This window comes from Alloacidobacterium dinghuense (genome assembly GCF_014274465.1).
Taxonomy (GTDB): Bacteria; Acidobacteriota; Terriglobia; order Terriglobales; family Acidobacteriaceae; genus Alloacidobacterium; species Alloacidobacterium dinghuense.
Genome location: NZ_CP060394.1, coordinates 1,503,160 through 1,519,417 on the forward strand (window position 1 = coordinate 1,503,160; position 16,258 = coordinate 1,519,417).

Annotated in this window: 11 protein-coding genes; 3 read left to right on the forward strand and 8 right to left on the reverse strand. The window is 58.6% G+C overall.

Annotation, left to right across the window (positions count from 1 at the left end; genetic code table 11):
* Positions 1 to 4: 4 nt before the first annotated feature.
* Positions 5 to 529, reverse strand: a complete 525-nt coding sequence (locus H7849_RS06105) for a P-loop nucleotide/nucleoside kinase family protein (protein ID WP_186745002.1) — start codon at positions 527 to 529, stop codon at positions 5 to 7.
* Positions 530 to 900: 371 nt separating this feature from the next.
* Here H7849_RS06105 and H7849_RS06110 point away from each other — a divergent pair, with 371 nt between their 5' ends.
* Both H7849_RS06110 and H7849_RS06115 read left to right on the forward strand, forming a co-directional pair.
* Positions 901 to 1,536 (forward strand): TetR/AcrR family transcriptional regulator, encoded by a 636-nt coding sequence (locus H7849_RS06110; RefSeq protein ID WP_186745004.1) that lies wholly within the window; start codon positions 901 to 903, stop codon positions 1,534 to 1,536.
* A gap of 5 nt (positions 1,537 to 1,541) precedes the next feature.
* The gene (locus H7849_RS06115) at positions 1,542 to 2,069 is read left to right on the forward strand and encodes a DUF6265 family protein (RefSeq protein WP_186745005.1); all 528 of its coding nucleotides are present in this window, start codon (positions 1,542 to 1,544) and stop codon (positions 2,067 to 2,069) included.
* Between the two features lie 152 nt (positions 2,070 to 2,221).
* Here the strand turns inward: H7849_RS06115 and H7849_RS06120 are convergent, their stop codons facing one another.
* Positions 2,222 to 6,778 (reverse strand): alpha/beta hydrolase-fold protein, encoded by a 4,557-nt coding sequence (locus tag H7849_RS06120; protein WP_186745007.1) that lies wholly within the window; start codon positions 6,776 to 6,778, stop codon positions 2,222 to 2,224.
* Between the two features lie 620 nt (positions 6,779 to 7,398).
* Between H7849_RS06120 and H7849_RS06125 the strand changes: the two genes are divergently transcribed.
* Positions 7,399 to 8,556 (forward strand): nucleotidyltransferase domain-containing protein, encoded by a 1,158-nt coding sequence (locus tag H7849_RS06125; RefSeq protein ID WP_186745009.1) that lies wholly within the window; start codon positions 7,399 to 7,401, stop codon positions 8,554 to 8,556.
* A gap of 30 nt (positions 8,557 to 8,586) precedes the next feature.
* Here H7849_RS06125 and H7849_RS06130 read toward each other — a convergent pair whose 3' ends face one another.
* From H7849_RS06130 to fumC, 6 genes are all read right to left on the reverse strand, one after another.
* Entirely contained in the window at positions 8,587 to 9,087 is a 501-nt protein-coding gene (locus H7849_RS06130; RefSeq protein WP_186745011.1) for a hypothetical protein, read from the reverse strand.
* Between the two features lie 17 nt (positions 9,088 to 9,104).
* A complete protein-coding gene (locus H7849_RS06135; protein ID WP_186745013.1) occupies positions 9,105 to 9,842 on the reverse strand; it encodes a succinate dehydrogenase/fumarate reductase iron-sulfur subunit in 738 nt (245 codons plus the stop codon).
* 16 nt (positions 9,843 to 9,858) lie between these two features.
* The gene (locus H7849_RS06140; protein ID WP_186745015.1) at positions 9,859 to 11,673 is read right to left on the reverse strand and encodes a fumarate reductase/succinate dehydrogenase flavoprotein subunit; all 1,815 of its coding nucleotides are present in this window, start codon (positions 11,671 to 11,673) and stop codon (positions 9,859 to 9,861) included.
* The gene (locus H7849_RS06145) at positions 11,674 to 12,462 is read right to left on the reverse strand and encodes a succinate dehydrogenase (protein ID WP_186745016.1); all 789 of its coding nucleotides are present in this window, start codon (positions 12,460 to 12,462) and stop codon (positions 11,674 to 11,676) included. It abuts the gene before it with no gap.
* 124 nt (positions 12,463 to 12,586) lie between these two features.
* Entirely contained in the window at positions 12,587 to 14,728 is a 2,142-nt protein-coding gene (locus H7849_RS06150) for an FUSC family protein (RefSeq protein ID WP_186745018.1), read from the reverse strand.
* Positions 14,729 to 14,816: 88 nt separating this feature from the next.
* Entirely contained in the window at positions 14,817 to 16,256 is a 1,440-nt protein-coding gene (fumC, locus tag H7849_RS06155; RefSeq protein ID WP_186745020.1) for a class II fumarate hydratase, read from the reverse strand.
* Between the last annotated feature and the right edge of the window lie 2 nt (positions 16,257 to 16,258).

The window sequence follows — 16,258 nt, forward strand, 5'->3', positions numbered from 1 at the left end:
ATGGCTAAGTGTTCAGCCAGGCGAGCGCCTGTGGAAGGATCGAATCGATTCCGTGCGATGTGTCGAGGTCGAGTTTTTCCCGTGTGATTGGCTCGAAGGCCGCCTTGACGCGGTGATAAAGTGCAGCGTCGCGGTTGCCCGCAGGGTGTTCAGGGTCGGGTGATTTCAGGCGAGTTTCCGCGACTTCGTCTGAGACGGTGAGGTGCAGGATGCGCCATTTGGCGCCGGCCTTCTCAGAGGCGGTGATCACCTCCTCGATCTGAGTGCTGCGCGAGAAGGTTCGGCCATCGAAGATGATGTAGCCGGCGAGCTGATTGCGGGTCATGTACGAAGCTGCTTCGATCATGGCCTGTACGCAGAGAGCGTCCTGTGTGGTGGTGTAATCGGTCATCGGGCCGGGGAAGAGCACGGCGCGTACGCTGTCTTTGTCGAGGATGGCGCAGCGGCCAAGTCGAGAAGACAGGGCTCGGGCCAGGGTGCTCTTTCCGGTCGCGGGCGCTCCTGCGAGCAGAACCCATACGGTCGTCACGGCTCGGGACCCTCCCCAACTAAAAACCTAAATTCTTGACACTAAAAGGTTTACGGTTGATGCAAATCTGTAAGTGCCTCATTCTGCCGAATTTAAGTGTAAATTCCTCATTTACTTCGGTTTAAAGGCAAGAGTCGATTTTTCTGCCCGGATATCAGTGCTTGAAGATCTAGAAACGGAAATGGCACAGCTATCGCCGTGCCTCTCAAGAAAATACCTGTCCTATTTCCAGTATAGCTTTTACGGGCATAATTCCACGCCAGTATTCGTTGCAACAAGTGAAATTATTCTAACTCGTATTCCCAAAATGGGGATTGACAGCTATATTTCTGATCATTTAATTGATTGATCGTTCAACTAAGTAAAGGTAAATGCCTAAGAAACAATCATCGTCGCGCCAACGCATTATCGAAGCCGCAGTGTGGCTGTTCTATGCCAATGGATATAGCGCGACGGGCGTGGCCGAGATTCTCAAGAAGGCGAAGGTGAACAGCGGGAGCTTCTACTTCTTTTTCAAGAGCAAGGAGGAGCTGCTGCTGGCGGTGCTGGATTGGTATCTCGAAAACCTGGAGCCGATTCTGTTATGGCCGGTGTACGAGGTGACGGACGATCCGATCGAGCGCGTTTTTGCGCTGCTGGATGGCTACCGGCAGAAGATTCTGATGACCGAATTTGATTTCACCTGCCCGATCGGGCGGCTGGCTCTGGAAATCGACCCTGCGCGCAAGCAAGTCCACGCGAAGATTGCGGCAAATTTTCGCGGATGGACTGAGGCGGTGAAGCGTTGTCTTGAAGATGCGGGCGAACGCCTTCCGAATGGCACGGATACTGAGGCGCTGGCGAAGTTTGTGCTGACGGTGATGGAAGGCGGCGTGATGCAGTCGCGATCGCACAAAAGCATCGTGCCATTCGATGCGTCGATCGAGCAGTTGCGCCAGTATTTCCGCTTTCTGGAGCAATCCAAGAATTCTTCCCCCCGGGCCAAAGACAACTCAACCAGGAGATGATCGTTATGAAAGTTAAGATATGCAGCAGAGTTCTTTTCGCGCTGTTCAACTTGTTTCTGTTTGCAACCGTTGCCGTCTGTGAGACGGACCCTCCGGCTGTGCCTGTGGGACATGTTTCCGACCTCGCGTTTCTGGCGGGGCGCTGGCAGGGAACAGTAGATTCGAGCAAGATTGCGCAGGTTTGCGATTCGCCTGACGCAAGCTCGATGGTCTGCATTTTTCACCTGTTGAACGAGGCCGGGAAGCTGGACATGATTGAGGTCTACACGCTGCGCGATACGCCAGAGGGCGTAGTGGAGAAAGTCAGGTTCTTTTCGCCAGAGCTGGGAGAGGAAGCGGGGACTGCAGCGACAACGATGAAGCTGGTAAGCGTGAGCTCCGACAAATTGGTCTTTGAAAACCCGAATGGGACGTATCCGAAGCGGAGCACGATTTATCGTACGAGTGCGGATGCCTTTACTTCGAAGGTGGAATTGATCGACGCGAAAGGCGTGGCGACGGAGTTTGAAGCTTATTGGCACAGGGTTTCGTAATTGGGTCCCTGGGCGATGCAAACTCAGACCAGCGGGGAATCTTGGACCTCGGGCGTTAAGGGCCTTTGATTTCATTCAGTGAATTGCGTGCGCTCAGTCCACGTCTAACTCAAACGCGACTTTTGCATCATCCTTATGTGTGCTCCATGGCTTCATAGAGCGCCGCCGGAGAAGGAGAGGATGTGGACGGTGGGACCGCCGAAGATGGCAGCGGCGATGCCGGGCTGACCGGTGGAGTAGGTGTTGGCCGAGTCGATGTAGGTGAGCATGAGAGCGCCGTTGAAGTAGACGCGGTGGGTGTTGCCCTGCGATTCCAGGCGCAGACGGCGGGGAGCGACGCTCACGTCTACGTTGGCTGAAGCGAGCCAGCTGAAGCTCGGGTAGCCGACATCGTCGGTGCGGTAGAGAGTGACTTGACCGTTATAGGCGATGGCAAGGTAGCCGCTGCCGTTGGTTGCGCTCTGCATGCGGGTCATGACGGCGGGCCAGCTGGCGTTACCGGGATCCTGGTCGTAGGTGATCTCGGCGAACTGGTCGGCTGCGACGACGGGGGTGAGGAGGCGAGCGGCGCTGGTGGTGCTGGTGGTGTAGGCGCCGTTGTTTTTCTTGAGGGTGGACCAGGAGCCGGAGGCACCCCACATGCCGTTCTCGGATAAGGGATCCTCGACGCCGTTGAAGGTGCTGGTGGCGGTGCTGCCGTTGGCGCCGGTGCCGCTGGTGCTGTTGGCGACGGAGAAGGCGATGGAGTAGTCGTCGGGGTTGGCGTTGCCGGAGCTGTCCTGGCAGCGGACGGAGTAGCTGTAGCTGCCGCCATCCTGGAGGCCGGTGATTGGCGTTGCGTGCGCAGTTCCCCCGGTGGTGGTGAAGGTGCTGGTCATCGCTGAGAAGGCGACGCCGGCGGAGGTGGCATAGCGGCAGGTGGCGTTCTCGTCCGTGGTCAGGCTCAGGGTTACCTGCGTGGTTCCCGAGGGCAGAGAGCCGGTGGGTTGTCCTCCAGTGCGTACCGGTGGGGTGGTGTCGGTGGTTCCACCGCCACTGCGGTTTCCAGAGAGAGCGCCGCCGGAGAAGGAGAGGATGTGGACGGTGGGACCGCCGAAGATGGCAGCAGCGATGCCGGGCTGACCGGTGGAGTAGGTGTTGGCCGAGTCGGTGTAGGTGAGCATGAGTGCGCCGTTGAAGTAGACGCGGTGGGTGTTGCCCTGCGATTCCAGGCGCAGGCGGCGTGGGGCTACGCTAATGTCGGTGTTGGCTGAAGCGACCCCGTTGAAGCTCGGGTAGCCGACATCGTCGGTGCGGTAGAGAGTGACTTGACCGTTATAGGCGATGGCGAGATAGCCGCTGCCGTTGGTTGGGCCCTGCATGCGGGTCATGACGGCGGGCCAGGCGGCATTGCCTGGGTCCTGATCATAGGTGATCTCGGCGAACTGGTCGGCTGCGACGACGGGGGTGAGGAGGCGAGCGGCGCTGGTGGTGCTGATGGTGTAGGCGCCGTTGTTCTTCTTGAGCGTGGACCAGGAGCCGGAGGCGCCCCACATGCCGTTCTCGGATAAGGGATCCTCGACGCCGTTGAAGGTGCTGGTGGCGGTGCTGCCGTTGACGCCTGTGCCATCGCTGCTGCTGGCGACGGTGAAGGCGATGGAGTAGTCGTCGGGGTTGGCGTTGCCGGAGCTGTCCTGGCAGCGGACGGAGTAGCTGTAGCTGTTGCCGTCCTGGAGGCCGGTGATTGGCGTTGCGTGCGCAGTTCCCCCGGTAGTGGTGAAGGTGCTGGTCATCGCTGAGAAGGCGACGCCGGCGGAGGTGGCATAGCGGCAGGTGGCGTTCTCGTCCGTGGTCAGGCTCAGGGTTACCTGCGTGGTTCCCGAGGGCAGAGAGCCGGTGGGTTGTCCAGCGCTGCGCACCGGCGGGGTGGTGTCGGTGGTTCCAGTTCCGGTTCCAGAGAGAGCGCCGCCGGAGAAGGAGAGGATGTGGACGGTGGGGCCGCCGAAGATGGCAGCAGCGATGCCGGGCTGACCTGTGGAGTAGGTGTTGGCCGAGTCGGTGTAGGTGAGCATGAGAGCGCCGTTGAAGTAGACGCGGTGGGTGTTGCCCTGCGATTCGAGGCGCAGGCGGCGGGGAGCGACGCTCACGTCGGTATTGGCTGTGGCGAGCCAGCTGAAGCTCGGGTAGCCGACATCGTCGGTGCGGTAGAGAGTGACTTGACCGTTATAGGCGATGGCGAGGTAGCCGCTGCCGTTGGTTGGGCTCTGCATGCGGGTCATGACGGCGGGCCAGGCGGCATTGCCTGGGTCCTGATCGTAGGTGATCTCGGCGAACTGGTCAGCGCTGACGACGGGCAGCACCAGGCGAGCGGCGCTGGTGGTGCTGGTGGTGTAGGCGCCGTTGTTCTTCTTGAGGGTGGACCAGGAGCCGGAGGCGCTCCACATGCCGTTCTCGGATAAGGGATCCTCGACGCCGCTGAAGGAGCTGGTGGCGGTGCTGCCGCTGACGCCTGTGCCATCACTGCTGCTGGCGACGGTGATGGCGATGGTGTAGTCGTCGGGGTTGGCGTTGCCGGAGCTGTCCTGGCAGCGGACGGAGTAGCTGTAGCTGTTGCCGTCCTGGAGGCCGGTGATCGGAGTTGCGTGCGCAGTTCCCCCGGTAGTGGTGAAGGTGCTGGTCATCGCTGAGAAGGCGACGTCGGCGGAGGTGGCATAGCGGCAGGTGGCGTTCTCGTCCGTGGTCAGGCTCAGGGTTACCTGCGTGGTTCCCGAGGGCAGAGTGCCGCTGGGTTGTCCAGCGCTGCGCACCGGCGGGGTGGTGTCGGGGGTTCCAGTTCCGGTTCCGGAGAGGGCGCCGCCGGAGAAGGAGAGGATGTGGACGGTGGGGCCGCCGAAGATGGCGTCGGCGATGCCGGGCTGACCTGTGGAGTAGGTGTTGGCCGAGTCGGTGTAGGTGAGCATGAGCGCGCCGTTGAAGTAGACGCGGTGGGTGTTGCCCTGCGATTCGAGGCGCAGGCGGCGGGGAGCGACGCTCACGTCGGTGGCGGCCGAAGCAAGTGTGGTGAAGTTTAGGTAGCCGATATCGTCGGTGCGATAGAGGATGACCTGTCCGGCATAGGCGATGGCGAGGTAGCCGCTGCCGTTGCCCGGGCTCTGCATGCGGGTCATGACGCCGATCCAGCTGGCGTTGCCGGGATCCTGATCGTAGGTGATCTCGGAGAACTGGTCAGTGCCGACGACGGGCAGCACCAGGCGAGCGGCGCTGGTGCTGCTGGTGGTGTAGGCGCCGTTGTTTTTCTTGAGGGTGGACCAGGAGCCGGAGGCGCCCCACATGCCGTTCTCGGATAAGGGATCCTCGACGCCGCTGAAGGTGCTGGTGGCGGTGCTGCCGCTGACGCCTGTGCCATCGCTGCTGCTGGCTACGGTGAAGGCGATGGTGTAGTCGTTCGGGTTGGCGTTGCCGGAACTGTCCTGGCAGCGGACGGAGTAGCTGTAGCTGCCGCCATCCTGGAGGCCGGTGATTGGCGTTGCGTGCGCAGTTTCCCCGGTAGTGGTGAAGGTGCTGGTCATCGCTGCGTAGGCGACACCGGCGGAGGTGGCATAGCGGCAGGTGGCGTTCTCGTCCGTGGTCAGGCTCAGGGTTACCTGCGTGATTCCTGCGGGAAGCGCACCGGCTGGCAGCCCTCCGCTGCGTGCCGGTGTGAGGCCTGGTGTCGGGGGAGAAAGAGTTGCATTGGCGTCGAGATCAGTCACTGCGCCGTCCAGCCAGCCGCTGCCCCAACTGTGTGCGCGAACTCCGCCTTGCACCCATGTGTGCGGAATCCCAGCCGCGGTCAGCTGACTGTTAAGTTGAATCATGTCGGCAGTCCATGCAGCTTGGTCGCCGCTGACCCAAAGCCGGTTCTGCTGCTGGAAGGGCTGGGCATTGCTCGAGACGAGTGCCGGGATGTTGTAGGTGTTGTAATTTGCCTGCGTGCCAAAATTCATTGGCAGCGCGTCGAAGGCCGAGAGATCACTGAGTTGCGCCGGGGAGTCCCAGGCTGCAGCCGCGCTGAAGACGCCGGGATGTCTGAGAATCAGGAAGAGGACGCCGTTTCCAGATTTGCTAAACCCGATCAGATAGCGCTGTGGAGTTCCGGCGCCTTGGGCAAGGGTGTCTCCGAAGGGAACGAGATTATCAATAATGAAGCTCTCCATTCTCTTCGTTGGATCGAGAACGTTGTCGCCATACCATGGTTCGTAGTTGAACGATGGCGCAATGAGCGTCAGGTTGAAGCGATCCTGGACATCGAGGAGGCGCAGTTCTTCCAGGCCGTCGCTGAATGGTGCAGAGGACAGACTGGCGACGCCAGAGCCAACTGGCAGCACATAAAGAAAGCGCCGCGGTTTTCCTGGTGCTGGATTTGTGGGCTCCAATACCCGGATGATTTGTTGCTGTGAGCCCTGGTAGACAGATGTTACTGGATAATACTTCACCCCATTGGCGTCGACCGTGTAGGGTCCAACAGTCATGGTTGGAGGCAATGAGGTGCTTTGGGCGTGTGCGGACGAGATGCACGTTCCAAGGCCGAACCACGCAGCGAGGGCTAGAACCAGGAAATTGAGACTCCACACACGGCGCTTAGAGAGGCTCGTCCGTAGGCAGGCGCCACGGTCGGCAGGGTCGCAGGTCGCGTCCTGATCAGGCAGACTACTATTCCGGATGGTCCAGTCAATCAATAAATTCATCATGGTTTCTAGGAAGGAATCAGGGAATGGGCCAACAGACTTGGAGTATCAACAACGGCGTGAGCATTCTGGTTGCCACAGGTGTGTAGATGGGCGCTCTTCTCTTCCCAAGACCGCGTGTCTCCTGCAACTCATTCATTTCAAGGCGTATACAGATATGACGAGAGATGCGGGATCGGCGGCTCATCACTCAGAACATGACAAAAAATGTCATTCTGAACGAAAAAACCGACAAAGTGACGGATGAGTGATCGCTCCAAGGCGATGAAAAAGGACTCCCAGGTGTTAGTTTTTGTGGCTTAGTAAAATTTGAGTAGTCTCATTGCTTTTGCATCTTTGACGACATTGAAACACCTCAAAGCAGTGGCATTCGCAAATCATCGCAATCGGGCTTACGGCTTGGGCTGTGATGCGGTATCGAGATGCCACTACCCGCTCTGACGGCGACCGTCAGTTCGTCTTCTCGATAGCTAAGATTTTCTGTCTCGAAATCGTATACATCCTGCTTTCCTCGTGCTTCTATCGCGTAACTTGCAACATGGTTTTTAGTAACTCGTTACTTCAAACAAAGGCGGTGTAAAGGTAAGTTATGATGTAAGGCTCGATTCACTCAAGGAGGGCGGATGCCGGCCGTTTCCGAATCTTGTGACCTGCTGCGTGCGATTGCGCGGTCGGCTAAGGCTGACGAAATCTATCAGCTTGCCGCTGGAGTTCGCGACTGGGATTCGCTACTCAAGCGGGCGGAGGAGCATCGCGTCTTGCCCCTGGTTTTCTCGCGCCTCGCGGACATGGGATCGGCAGCACCCGCGATCACGCAGGAACGCTTGCGGGCGGAATATCATCGCAATGTATTTCACTGTCTGGCGAATGCAGCGGAATTGATCGCCGTGCTCCAGGCCTTCGATGGCGAGAGGATTCCTGCGATGCCGTTCAAGGGTGTTGCGCTCGCTGCGTCGATCTATGGCGATCTGACGATGCGTTCTGCCGGTGATTTGGATGTACTCATCCGCTATTGCGATCTTGCGCGAGCCACGGCTGTTCTTCAGAAAAGAGGCTTCGAACTGCGAACCGATGTACTGGCTGACGGAGCGCCGGCCATGCCAGACCACTACGAATTTCAATTCGAGCGACAGTCAGATGGAATGTTCATTGAACTTCGCTGGAGACTACAGCTTTCTCAGCCTAACAATAGAAGGGTACCAAGGTTCGGACACGCTCTCGGCTTGGACTGGGTGCAGCAACGCGCACGAACGACAACGCTAGCAGGGGCTGAGGTTCTAGACATGAATCCGGAGACCGCATTGCTCGTGCTTTGCATGCACGGAAGCAAGCATGTGTGGTCACGACTTGCCTGGATCTGTGACGTCGCGCAGCTTCTGCGTGTATCGCCCGACCTAGATTGGAACGAGGTCATCCGCGAAGCTAAAGAGTTAGGACTGTGGCGAGCTCTGGCTTTGGGAATACTGGTCGCACACCGAGTTGCGGGTGCCTCGGTTCCGCAGCCGACGTTGCAGGACTTCGAGGCCGATGCCGTGGTATGCAAGCTGGCAAGACATATACAAGAGAGTTTGTTTGTCGCGCCTGGAAGCACGCCCAAGGGTGGCGTGCCATACGACATCCGGCTGTTGGGATTGCGTGATCGAGCAAGGCTAATCGGGTCGCTCGATTGGTTACGGCCAGGCCACAGGGACATCGCGGTTTTCCCGCTGCCCAAAGCCCTTTATCCTCTTTATTACTTAATTCGACCTTTTCGCTTGCTATTCGACCGATCGGCTCGGTGACGCCTGACGCCGCATTCATGCGGATTGCAATTACTCCGAGAGGATAGGTTCTGGCGCTTCTTCGGTTTTGGGGCGCAGGTCTTTGTGGCGTTCGAGGAAGCGCACGCAGGTGTTCCAGCGAAGGATGGCGTCGTCGTTGCCAGTGGGACGCAGATGTTCTGCCTGCTCGAAAAATTGCAGCGCTTTGACGATCCAGTCATGGACGTAGCCGGTGGAGCCGGGGCCGTTGGCGTCGAAGTAGGATTTGGCGCGCCGCTCCCATGCGATTCCGGAATAGTAGGCGCGGTCATATTCGGATTCGAGGTTGGAGATTGCGGATAGGGCGCTGTTGAAGGCGGCGGGTTCCTGTGGGATCTCGTCGGTGAGCGCGAGGACGAGGCTGATGCGGGCCTCGCGGTTGGCGGGATCGATGGCCAGGATGTCGTGGCAAATGCTTTCGGCTTCGTGGGGCTCGTTGAGTAGGCGGTAGCGCTCGGCTTTGGCGAGGGCGGTTTCGATACTGTCGTGCGAGATGGGCTTGAGGTTGAACATCGGATTCTCCTCCTGAGTTACAGGATGCGGAAGAGCCGCTTCAGGGGATCGAAGTAGCGGTCCACGACCCGCTCTTTGAGCGGGATGATGGCGTTCTCGGTAATCGTAATTGACTCGGGGCAGACTTGTCGGCAGCAGGTTGTGATATTGCAATAACCGATGCTGTGCTTGTGGCGCAGGTCGCTGACGCGGTCTTCGGTGTCGAGCGGGTGCATTTCAAGGGCGGCGGCGTAGACGAGCAGGCGCGGGCCGATGAACTCGTCGTGCTTGTGGTGTTCGCGGAGGACATGGCAGACATCCTGACATAAGAAACACTCGATGCACTTGCGAAATTCCTGTACGCGCTCGACGTCGTCCTGCTGCATGCGCCATGTACCGTCAGGGGCGTCGGGAGTGCGTGGCTTGAAGGGCTTGATGGTTTTCTTGGCGCGGAAATTCCATGAGACGTCGGTGACGAGATCACGGATGGGCGGGAAGGCATGCATCGGTTCGAGGGTGACGGGTGCTTCGAGGTTGATGTCGCTGAGGCGTGTCATGCACATGAGCTTCGGCGTGCCGTTGATTTCCGCAGAGCAGGAGCCGCACTTGCCGGCTTTGCAGTTCCATCGGACGGCAAGGTCGTTGGCCTGCTGGGCCTGGATGCGGTGGACGGCGTCGAGGACGACCATGCCTTCTTCCACTTGCGTGGTGTAATCCTGAAACTGGCCGCCTGCGGCGTCGCCGCGCCAGATGCGGAATGTGGCTTGGGTGGCCATTTATTTCATCTCCCCCTTATTTCATCTCTGCGATCACGGCCTTGAGTTCTTCGGGCATGGGTGCGATGGCGCGTTTCTCGATTTGCATTTCGCCTTGCGTACCTTGCTTGACGATGATGTTGTACTTGCCCCATTCGGCGTCTTTGTTGGGGAAGTCTTCGCGGAACTGGGCGCCGCGGCTTTCTTTTCGCAGGATGGCGGCATGGGTGACGGCTTCGGAGACGAGCAGCATGTTTGGGACGTCGAATGACGTGTGCCAACCGTTGTTGTATTCGCGGTTGCCGGTGATGCCGATGCGCTCGGCGCGCTCATCGAGTTGCGTGATTTTGTCGAGGGCCTGCTCCATTTCGCTTTCGGTGCGCACGATGCCGACGAGGTCCTGCATGGTGTCCTGCAGGTCGTATTGGATCTGGTAGGGATTTTCGCCAGATGGGCCACGCTCAAAGGGTGCGAGGGCTGCGGTTGCGGTGGATTGCAGATATTGTTCGTCAATGGTGGGTGCGCTGTTGGACTTCGCGAATTCGGCGGCGTAGCGTCCGGCGCGGCGACCGAAGACGAGAAGATCAGAGAGGGAATTGCCGCCCAGGCGATTTGCGCCGTGGAGGCCGGCGGCTGCTTCGCCGGCGGCGAAGAGGCCAGGAACGTTGGACATTTGCGAGTCGCCGTCTACGCGTATGCCGCCCATCATGTAGTGCGTGGTGGGGCCGACTTCCATTGGCTCTTTCGTGATGTCGAGGTCGGCGAGCTGCTTGAACTGGTGGTACATGCTGGGGAGCTTGCGCTTGATGTGCTCCTCGGATCCGGGGATGTGCTGCTTGATCCATGAAATGTCGAGGAAGACGCCGCCGTGCGGCGAGCCGCGCCCGGCTTTGACTTCGATATTGATGCAGCGGGCGACGTGGTCGCGCGTAAGGAGTTCGGGTGGGCGGCGAGCGTTTTTGTCGCCTTGGGTGTAGCGCCAGCCTTCTTCTTCGGTGTCGGCGGTTTGCTCTTTGTAGAGGTCGGGGATGTCGTCGAACATGAAGCGGCGGCCTTCACTGTTGCGAAGGACCCCGCCTTCGCCGCGTACGCCTTCGGTGACGAGGATGCCGCGAACGCTGATGGGCCAGACCATTCCCGTTGGATGGAATTGTACGAATTCCATGTCCTGGAGTTCTGCGCCGACGCGATAGGCGAGAGCGAGGCCGTCGCCGGTGTATTCCCAGCTATTGCTGGTGATTTTGAAGGCTCGGCCGATGCCTCCAGTGGCGATGACGACGGCTTTTGCCTGCCAAAGATGGAAACGGCCTTTTTCGCGATCGTAGCCGCAGGCTCCGGCGACGCGTCCTGAGTCCATCAAGAGGCTGAGAACGGTGCACTCCATATGGACTTCCATGCCGCAGTGAATGCCGTGGTCCTGGAGGGTGCGGATCATCTCAAGACCAGTGCGGTCGCCTACGTGGGCGAGACGAGGGTAGCGATGGCCGCCGAAGTTGCGCTGAAGGATGCGGCCGTCTTTGGTGCGGTCGAAGAGTGCACCCCAGGCTTCGAGCTCGCGCACGCATTCGGGAGCTTCTTTGGCGTGCAGTTCGGCCATGCGCCAGTTGTTGAGATATTGACCGCCGCGCATGGTGTCAGAGAAGTGGACGCGCCAGTTGTCGCGGTCGTCGACGTTGGCGAGTGCGGCGGCGACTCCGCCTTCAGCCATGACGGTGTGGGCTTTGCCGAGGAGCGATTTGCAGACGACGCCGACTTTTGCGCCGGTGGCTGCGGCTTCAATGGCGGCGCGCAGTCCGGCTCCGCCCGCTCCGATTATCAAGACATCGTAGGAGAAGCGTTGGAATTCGGGCATCTAGAAAAGTCTCCAATCGTGCCAGATGCCCATGGCGCAGAGGCGGATATAGATATCGGAGAAGCCGACCCAGAAGAGGGAGGCCCATGCCCAGTTCTTGTGCTTGCTGTTGAGGAAGCTGACGGCGTTGTAGAGCTTGTGGCGGATGGGGTGCTCGGAGATGGAGTCGAAGGTGCCTCCGATGAGGTGACGGAAGGCGTGACAGCCGAAGACGTATCCGCCGAGCAGGATGACGTTGATGGTCAGCACGAGGCTGCCAACGCCGATGCCGAAGCCGCTTGGGAAACGGAAGGAAACGATGGCGTCGTAGACGAGGGAGAACCAGACAATATAGGAGAGGCGCAAGAAGTAACGATGGTAATTTTGCATGATGAGCGGGAAGCTTCTCTCGCCGAGGTAGCTTTTGCGCGGTTCGCCTACGGCGCAGGCGGGGGGATCGGCCCAAAAGGATTTGTAGTACGCGCCGCGATAGTAGTAGCAGGTAAGGCGGAAGAGGCCGGGAATCCAGAGGATGAGGAATGCAGGCGAATAGGGTAAAAAGCCTGGAAGCCAGTGTGGTTTCGGGCCGAAGAGCGCGTGCGACGAACTGCCAAAAAGCTCCGGTGAATAAAACGGCGATATGTATGGTCCGAAGGTGTAGTACTGGTTCTGAAATGCTGCCCAGGTGGAATAAACGATAAAGGCGCTGAAGCCGAGGAAGACCAGGGTGGGAGAAAGCCACCAGGCATCACGGCGCGAAGTTTGGCCGAACTTGCCGTTTTTCCAGACTACGTCGGGCGCTGCAGACATGAGTCCCTCCACGGCAGAGGGATTCACACCCGGCCCATTCCGCCGCTGGCACGGCATTCTATAGCAAGGAGTCTGCTACTTGCTACCCAGCTTTTTTTTTGAGTTTGTCAGGTTGAGTACGTGCTTAGATTTCCTTATCGAGGGAGAGTGCTGTGGTAGCGATGCTGCGCGATAAGGAAAGGAATGTCTGCGTTTGCGCTGCCAAGGCCGGCCCGGGTTCTGTTACCGGCTCCTTTGCAGAGGCGGTCTGTACGGCTTTTTCCAAACGATCGATGGCTGCTTGGTTACTCATATCAAGGTGCGGCCCTTTTCCTTCAAGCCGGTCCGCCATGCCGTCCAGCAGTTGGGCCAGCCATTCGTCGAAGGTCAGTTGCGCGGCGTGAAGTTCTTCCGGCAGCACAAAACCGGGGAGACCGAGGCGGTACTTGAGTAGAGCGATTCGCGTTACGAAGATGAGACGGAGTTGCGGCTGCAATTGCACTATGCGGGTTCGTAAAGCCATATCCCGCTGTCGGGACGACCCGAATTCGAATAGAACAGCGTCGGCGAGTGATCGGACTTTGTCGATGGTCTTGTTGATGGCCTCGCGCATCGAAGCGGCGCGTTCAATGGCGACTTTTCTGTCGCTGGAACGAGGTTCTCTCATGAATTCGGCGAGCGATCGAACGCCTGAGATGAATGTACGCTTCATCTCGATGACAGCTGGCGCGCCGCCGATCTGATCAAAGACGATCCACATGACGGCAAGGCCAAAGAGGATGCCGACGACGCGATCTCTTGCTATGGCGAGCGACGTCTGGAATTTGAACTCCTGCACGTTAAGAAGGCAGAAGGCGACTGCAGTTTGCGATCCGCCGTAGGAGAGGCGCGGACTACATGTCGCGACCCAGGCCGCGAGGGTCATCACCGCCGCGAAGAGAACGGTGAATTCCCAGATGGAGTCGAGAGAAGGCAGGACGAATATTTGCGCGCCCATCCCACATATGACCCCGCCCAGAATGGCCCCGGCAAAACGCAAGATCTGTTTCTGGCGGGATGAGCCAATGGTTGTGAGGGCGGTCAACAGGCAGGTGGTAATGGCCGTGCTGATGCCGGGCCAATCGATCGCGTTGTAAGTGATGTAGCACAGGCTTGCCGCAAAGCAACCACGCAAGCCGAACTTAATGTGGTCGGGGTTTGAGAAGGCGTCCGGCACAAACAGCTTCCACGGCTTTTCGGTACTGATTTCAGTGCGTGCGTATGGGCTGATGGACGGCGAATGTGAGAATATCTCGGAGATCTGAGAGACCGTTCTCTGTATTTCGACTAACAATGGAACGCTGCGCGCGGCAGCCTCTTCACTCTCAAACGCGATGGGCGAAGGAAGTTTTCCATTAAGGAGATTGGTGCGAATATCCGCAACGCCGGCGGCGAGTGTGCGGATTCGTTTCCGGCTTGCATCGTCGGGAATACTGATCTCGAGATATGCCAGGACGGCAGTTAGATCTACAAGCCTTCCAGTGAGCGCGACGATGGCGCTCATTCTCTCAGCATATTGGGCGGAGTAGGTGCTGCGTTGCAGAATCCGTCGCAACCTCGATGTGCCGAGCATGCTGTAGCGGGTAATTGTTTTTCTTGCCGCGGGATCGACAGGGTGAGCCCCGCCGTCGGTGTTAAGAACCACTTCGACCGCGCGCAAGCGCTCTGCGATGGATTCAACAAGATCATCCCACGGTTTTAAATGCGAGAAGATGAGCTCGAAGGCTACCGTGAGCAGGCTGGCAATCATCACTCCGAAGATCGCCCAGAGAGTGTCTTCAACTTGTGTTCCGGCGGGGACGTGCCGGTCCCAGAGTGGAATTGTGACCGCAACCAGGTATGCGAAGCGGTTCGCTGCGAAGTAATTCGTTGTGGCGCTGAGGGCGAAGAAGAGCAGGAAGAACGTTCCGATGACCCACAGCATGCGCGGAAATGGTTCACCGGCAAAGAAAATGGCACCGATGAGGATATAACTTCCTGACAGAATGAATGCGATGATGGCGGTTTTCGCGGCAGTCACTGTCGCTTCGGTACTATCTCGCGAAATGGTGAAAGCATAGATCGCGCCGTAGGCACCGAAGGGGATTTTGAAGGTCATCGTAATGACCATCACGACGGTGGCTGCAATGACCATGCGCGCGACAAGCGCGCCTCTTCCTGGATAGGGTGCGAGTTCTTCTTTGAGAAAGTCCTTGAGCCAGATGAGTGGCGAAGGGCGTTCCGGCAAGGTTTGGGTCACTGTCGCCATGCTCGATATTCGCGACGGCTCAAAACAGCCGGCTTGTCAATCGTAATATCAGTGATGGCCGAAGCAGAGAAGGATTAAAAGGAGCGTGTTAGCTACCTGAAGACTTCTTTTGCAGTGGATGGGTCATGTCCTCCGGCCGCACCCACTCGTCAAATTGTTCGGCGGTGAGAAAGCCGAGCTTGAGCGCGGCTTCCCGCAGGCTGATGTCTTCGCGGTATGCGGTGAGGGAGATCTTCGCGGCCTTCTCGTATCCGATGTGAGGATTGAGGGCGGTGACCAGCATCAGCGAGTTCTCAAGATGCTCTTTGATGCGTTTTTCGTTCGGCTCGATTCCATTGGCGCAATGCTCGGTGAAGGAGCGGCAGGCATCGGCTAGCAATTCGGTGGATGCGAGAACATTGTGCAGCATGACCGGCTTGTAGACGTTGAGTTGGAAGTTGCCCTGCGATCCGGCGAAGGCCACGGCATGGTCATTGCCGAAGACCTGAACCGCGACCATGGTGAGAGCTTCGCACTGCGTCGGGTTTACTTTTCCCGGCATGATGGATGATCCCGGCTCGTTTTCCGGGATCTTGAGTTCGCCAAAACCAGCTCGTGGGCCGCAGGCGTACCAGCGAACATCGTTGGCAATTTTCATGAGCGCACCTGCGAGCGTGCGCAGTGTTGCGCTGACGGTGACCATGCCGTCGTGAGCGGAGAGTGCCGCGAACTTGTTCGGAGCCGAGATGAAGGGCTTGCTGGTTTCTTGGGCTATGTAACGGGCAGTGACTTCGCCGAAGCGTGAGTCGGCGTTGAGCCCGGTGCCGACGGCGGTGCCTCCGATGGCCAGTTCATAAATCAACGGGAGCGATTGGCGAATGGTGTCGAGGGCTTGATCGAGTTGCGCGACCCAGCCGGAAATCATCTGGCCGACCGTCAATGGTGTCGCGTCCTGAAGATGGGTTCGGCCGATCATGACAATGTGTTCATAGGCCTGTGACTTGGTGTTGAGCACTTCGCGGAGTTCGGCCACGGCCGGAAGCAGCAGGCTCTCGATGGCTTCGACGGTTGCAATGTGCATTACGGTTGGGAAGGTGTCATTCGACGATTGGCTGTGGTTTACATCGTCGTTGGGGTGAATGGGTTTCTTTGAGCCGGGTTGGCCTCCTACGATCTGGATCGCACGATTCGCGATCACCTCGTTTGCATTCATGTTGGTCTGTGTGCCGGAGCCTGTCTGAAAGACGACCAGCGGGAATTCGCTGTCCCACTTGCCCTCGATGACTTCCTGGGAGGCGCGCACGATGAGGTCTACTTTTTCCTTCGGCAGTTGGCCCAATTCTCCATTGGCGAGGGCAGCGCATTTTTTCAGGATGCCGAGGGCGCGGATTACGTGACGCCCCCAGCGAAAGCGCTCTACGCCGATCTGAAAATTAACGTGAGAGCGTTCGGTTTGTGCGCCCCAAAGATGATCTGCGGGAACCTTGACTTCACCCAGGGCGTCCTCTTCAATCCGAAAGGGATGCGCTGCTGTTTCGCTGATTGCCATGG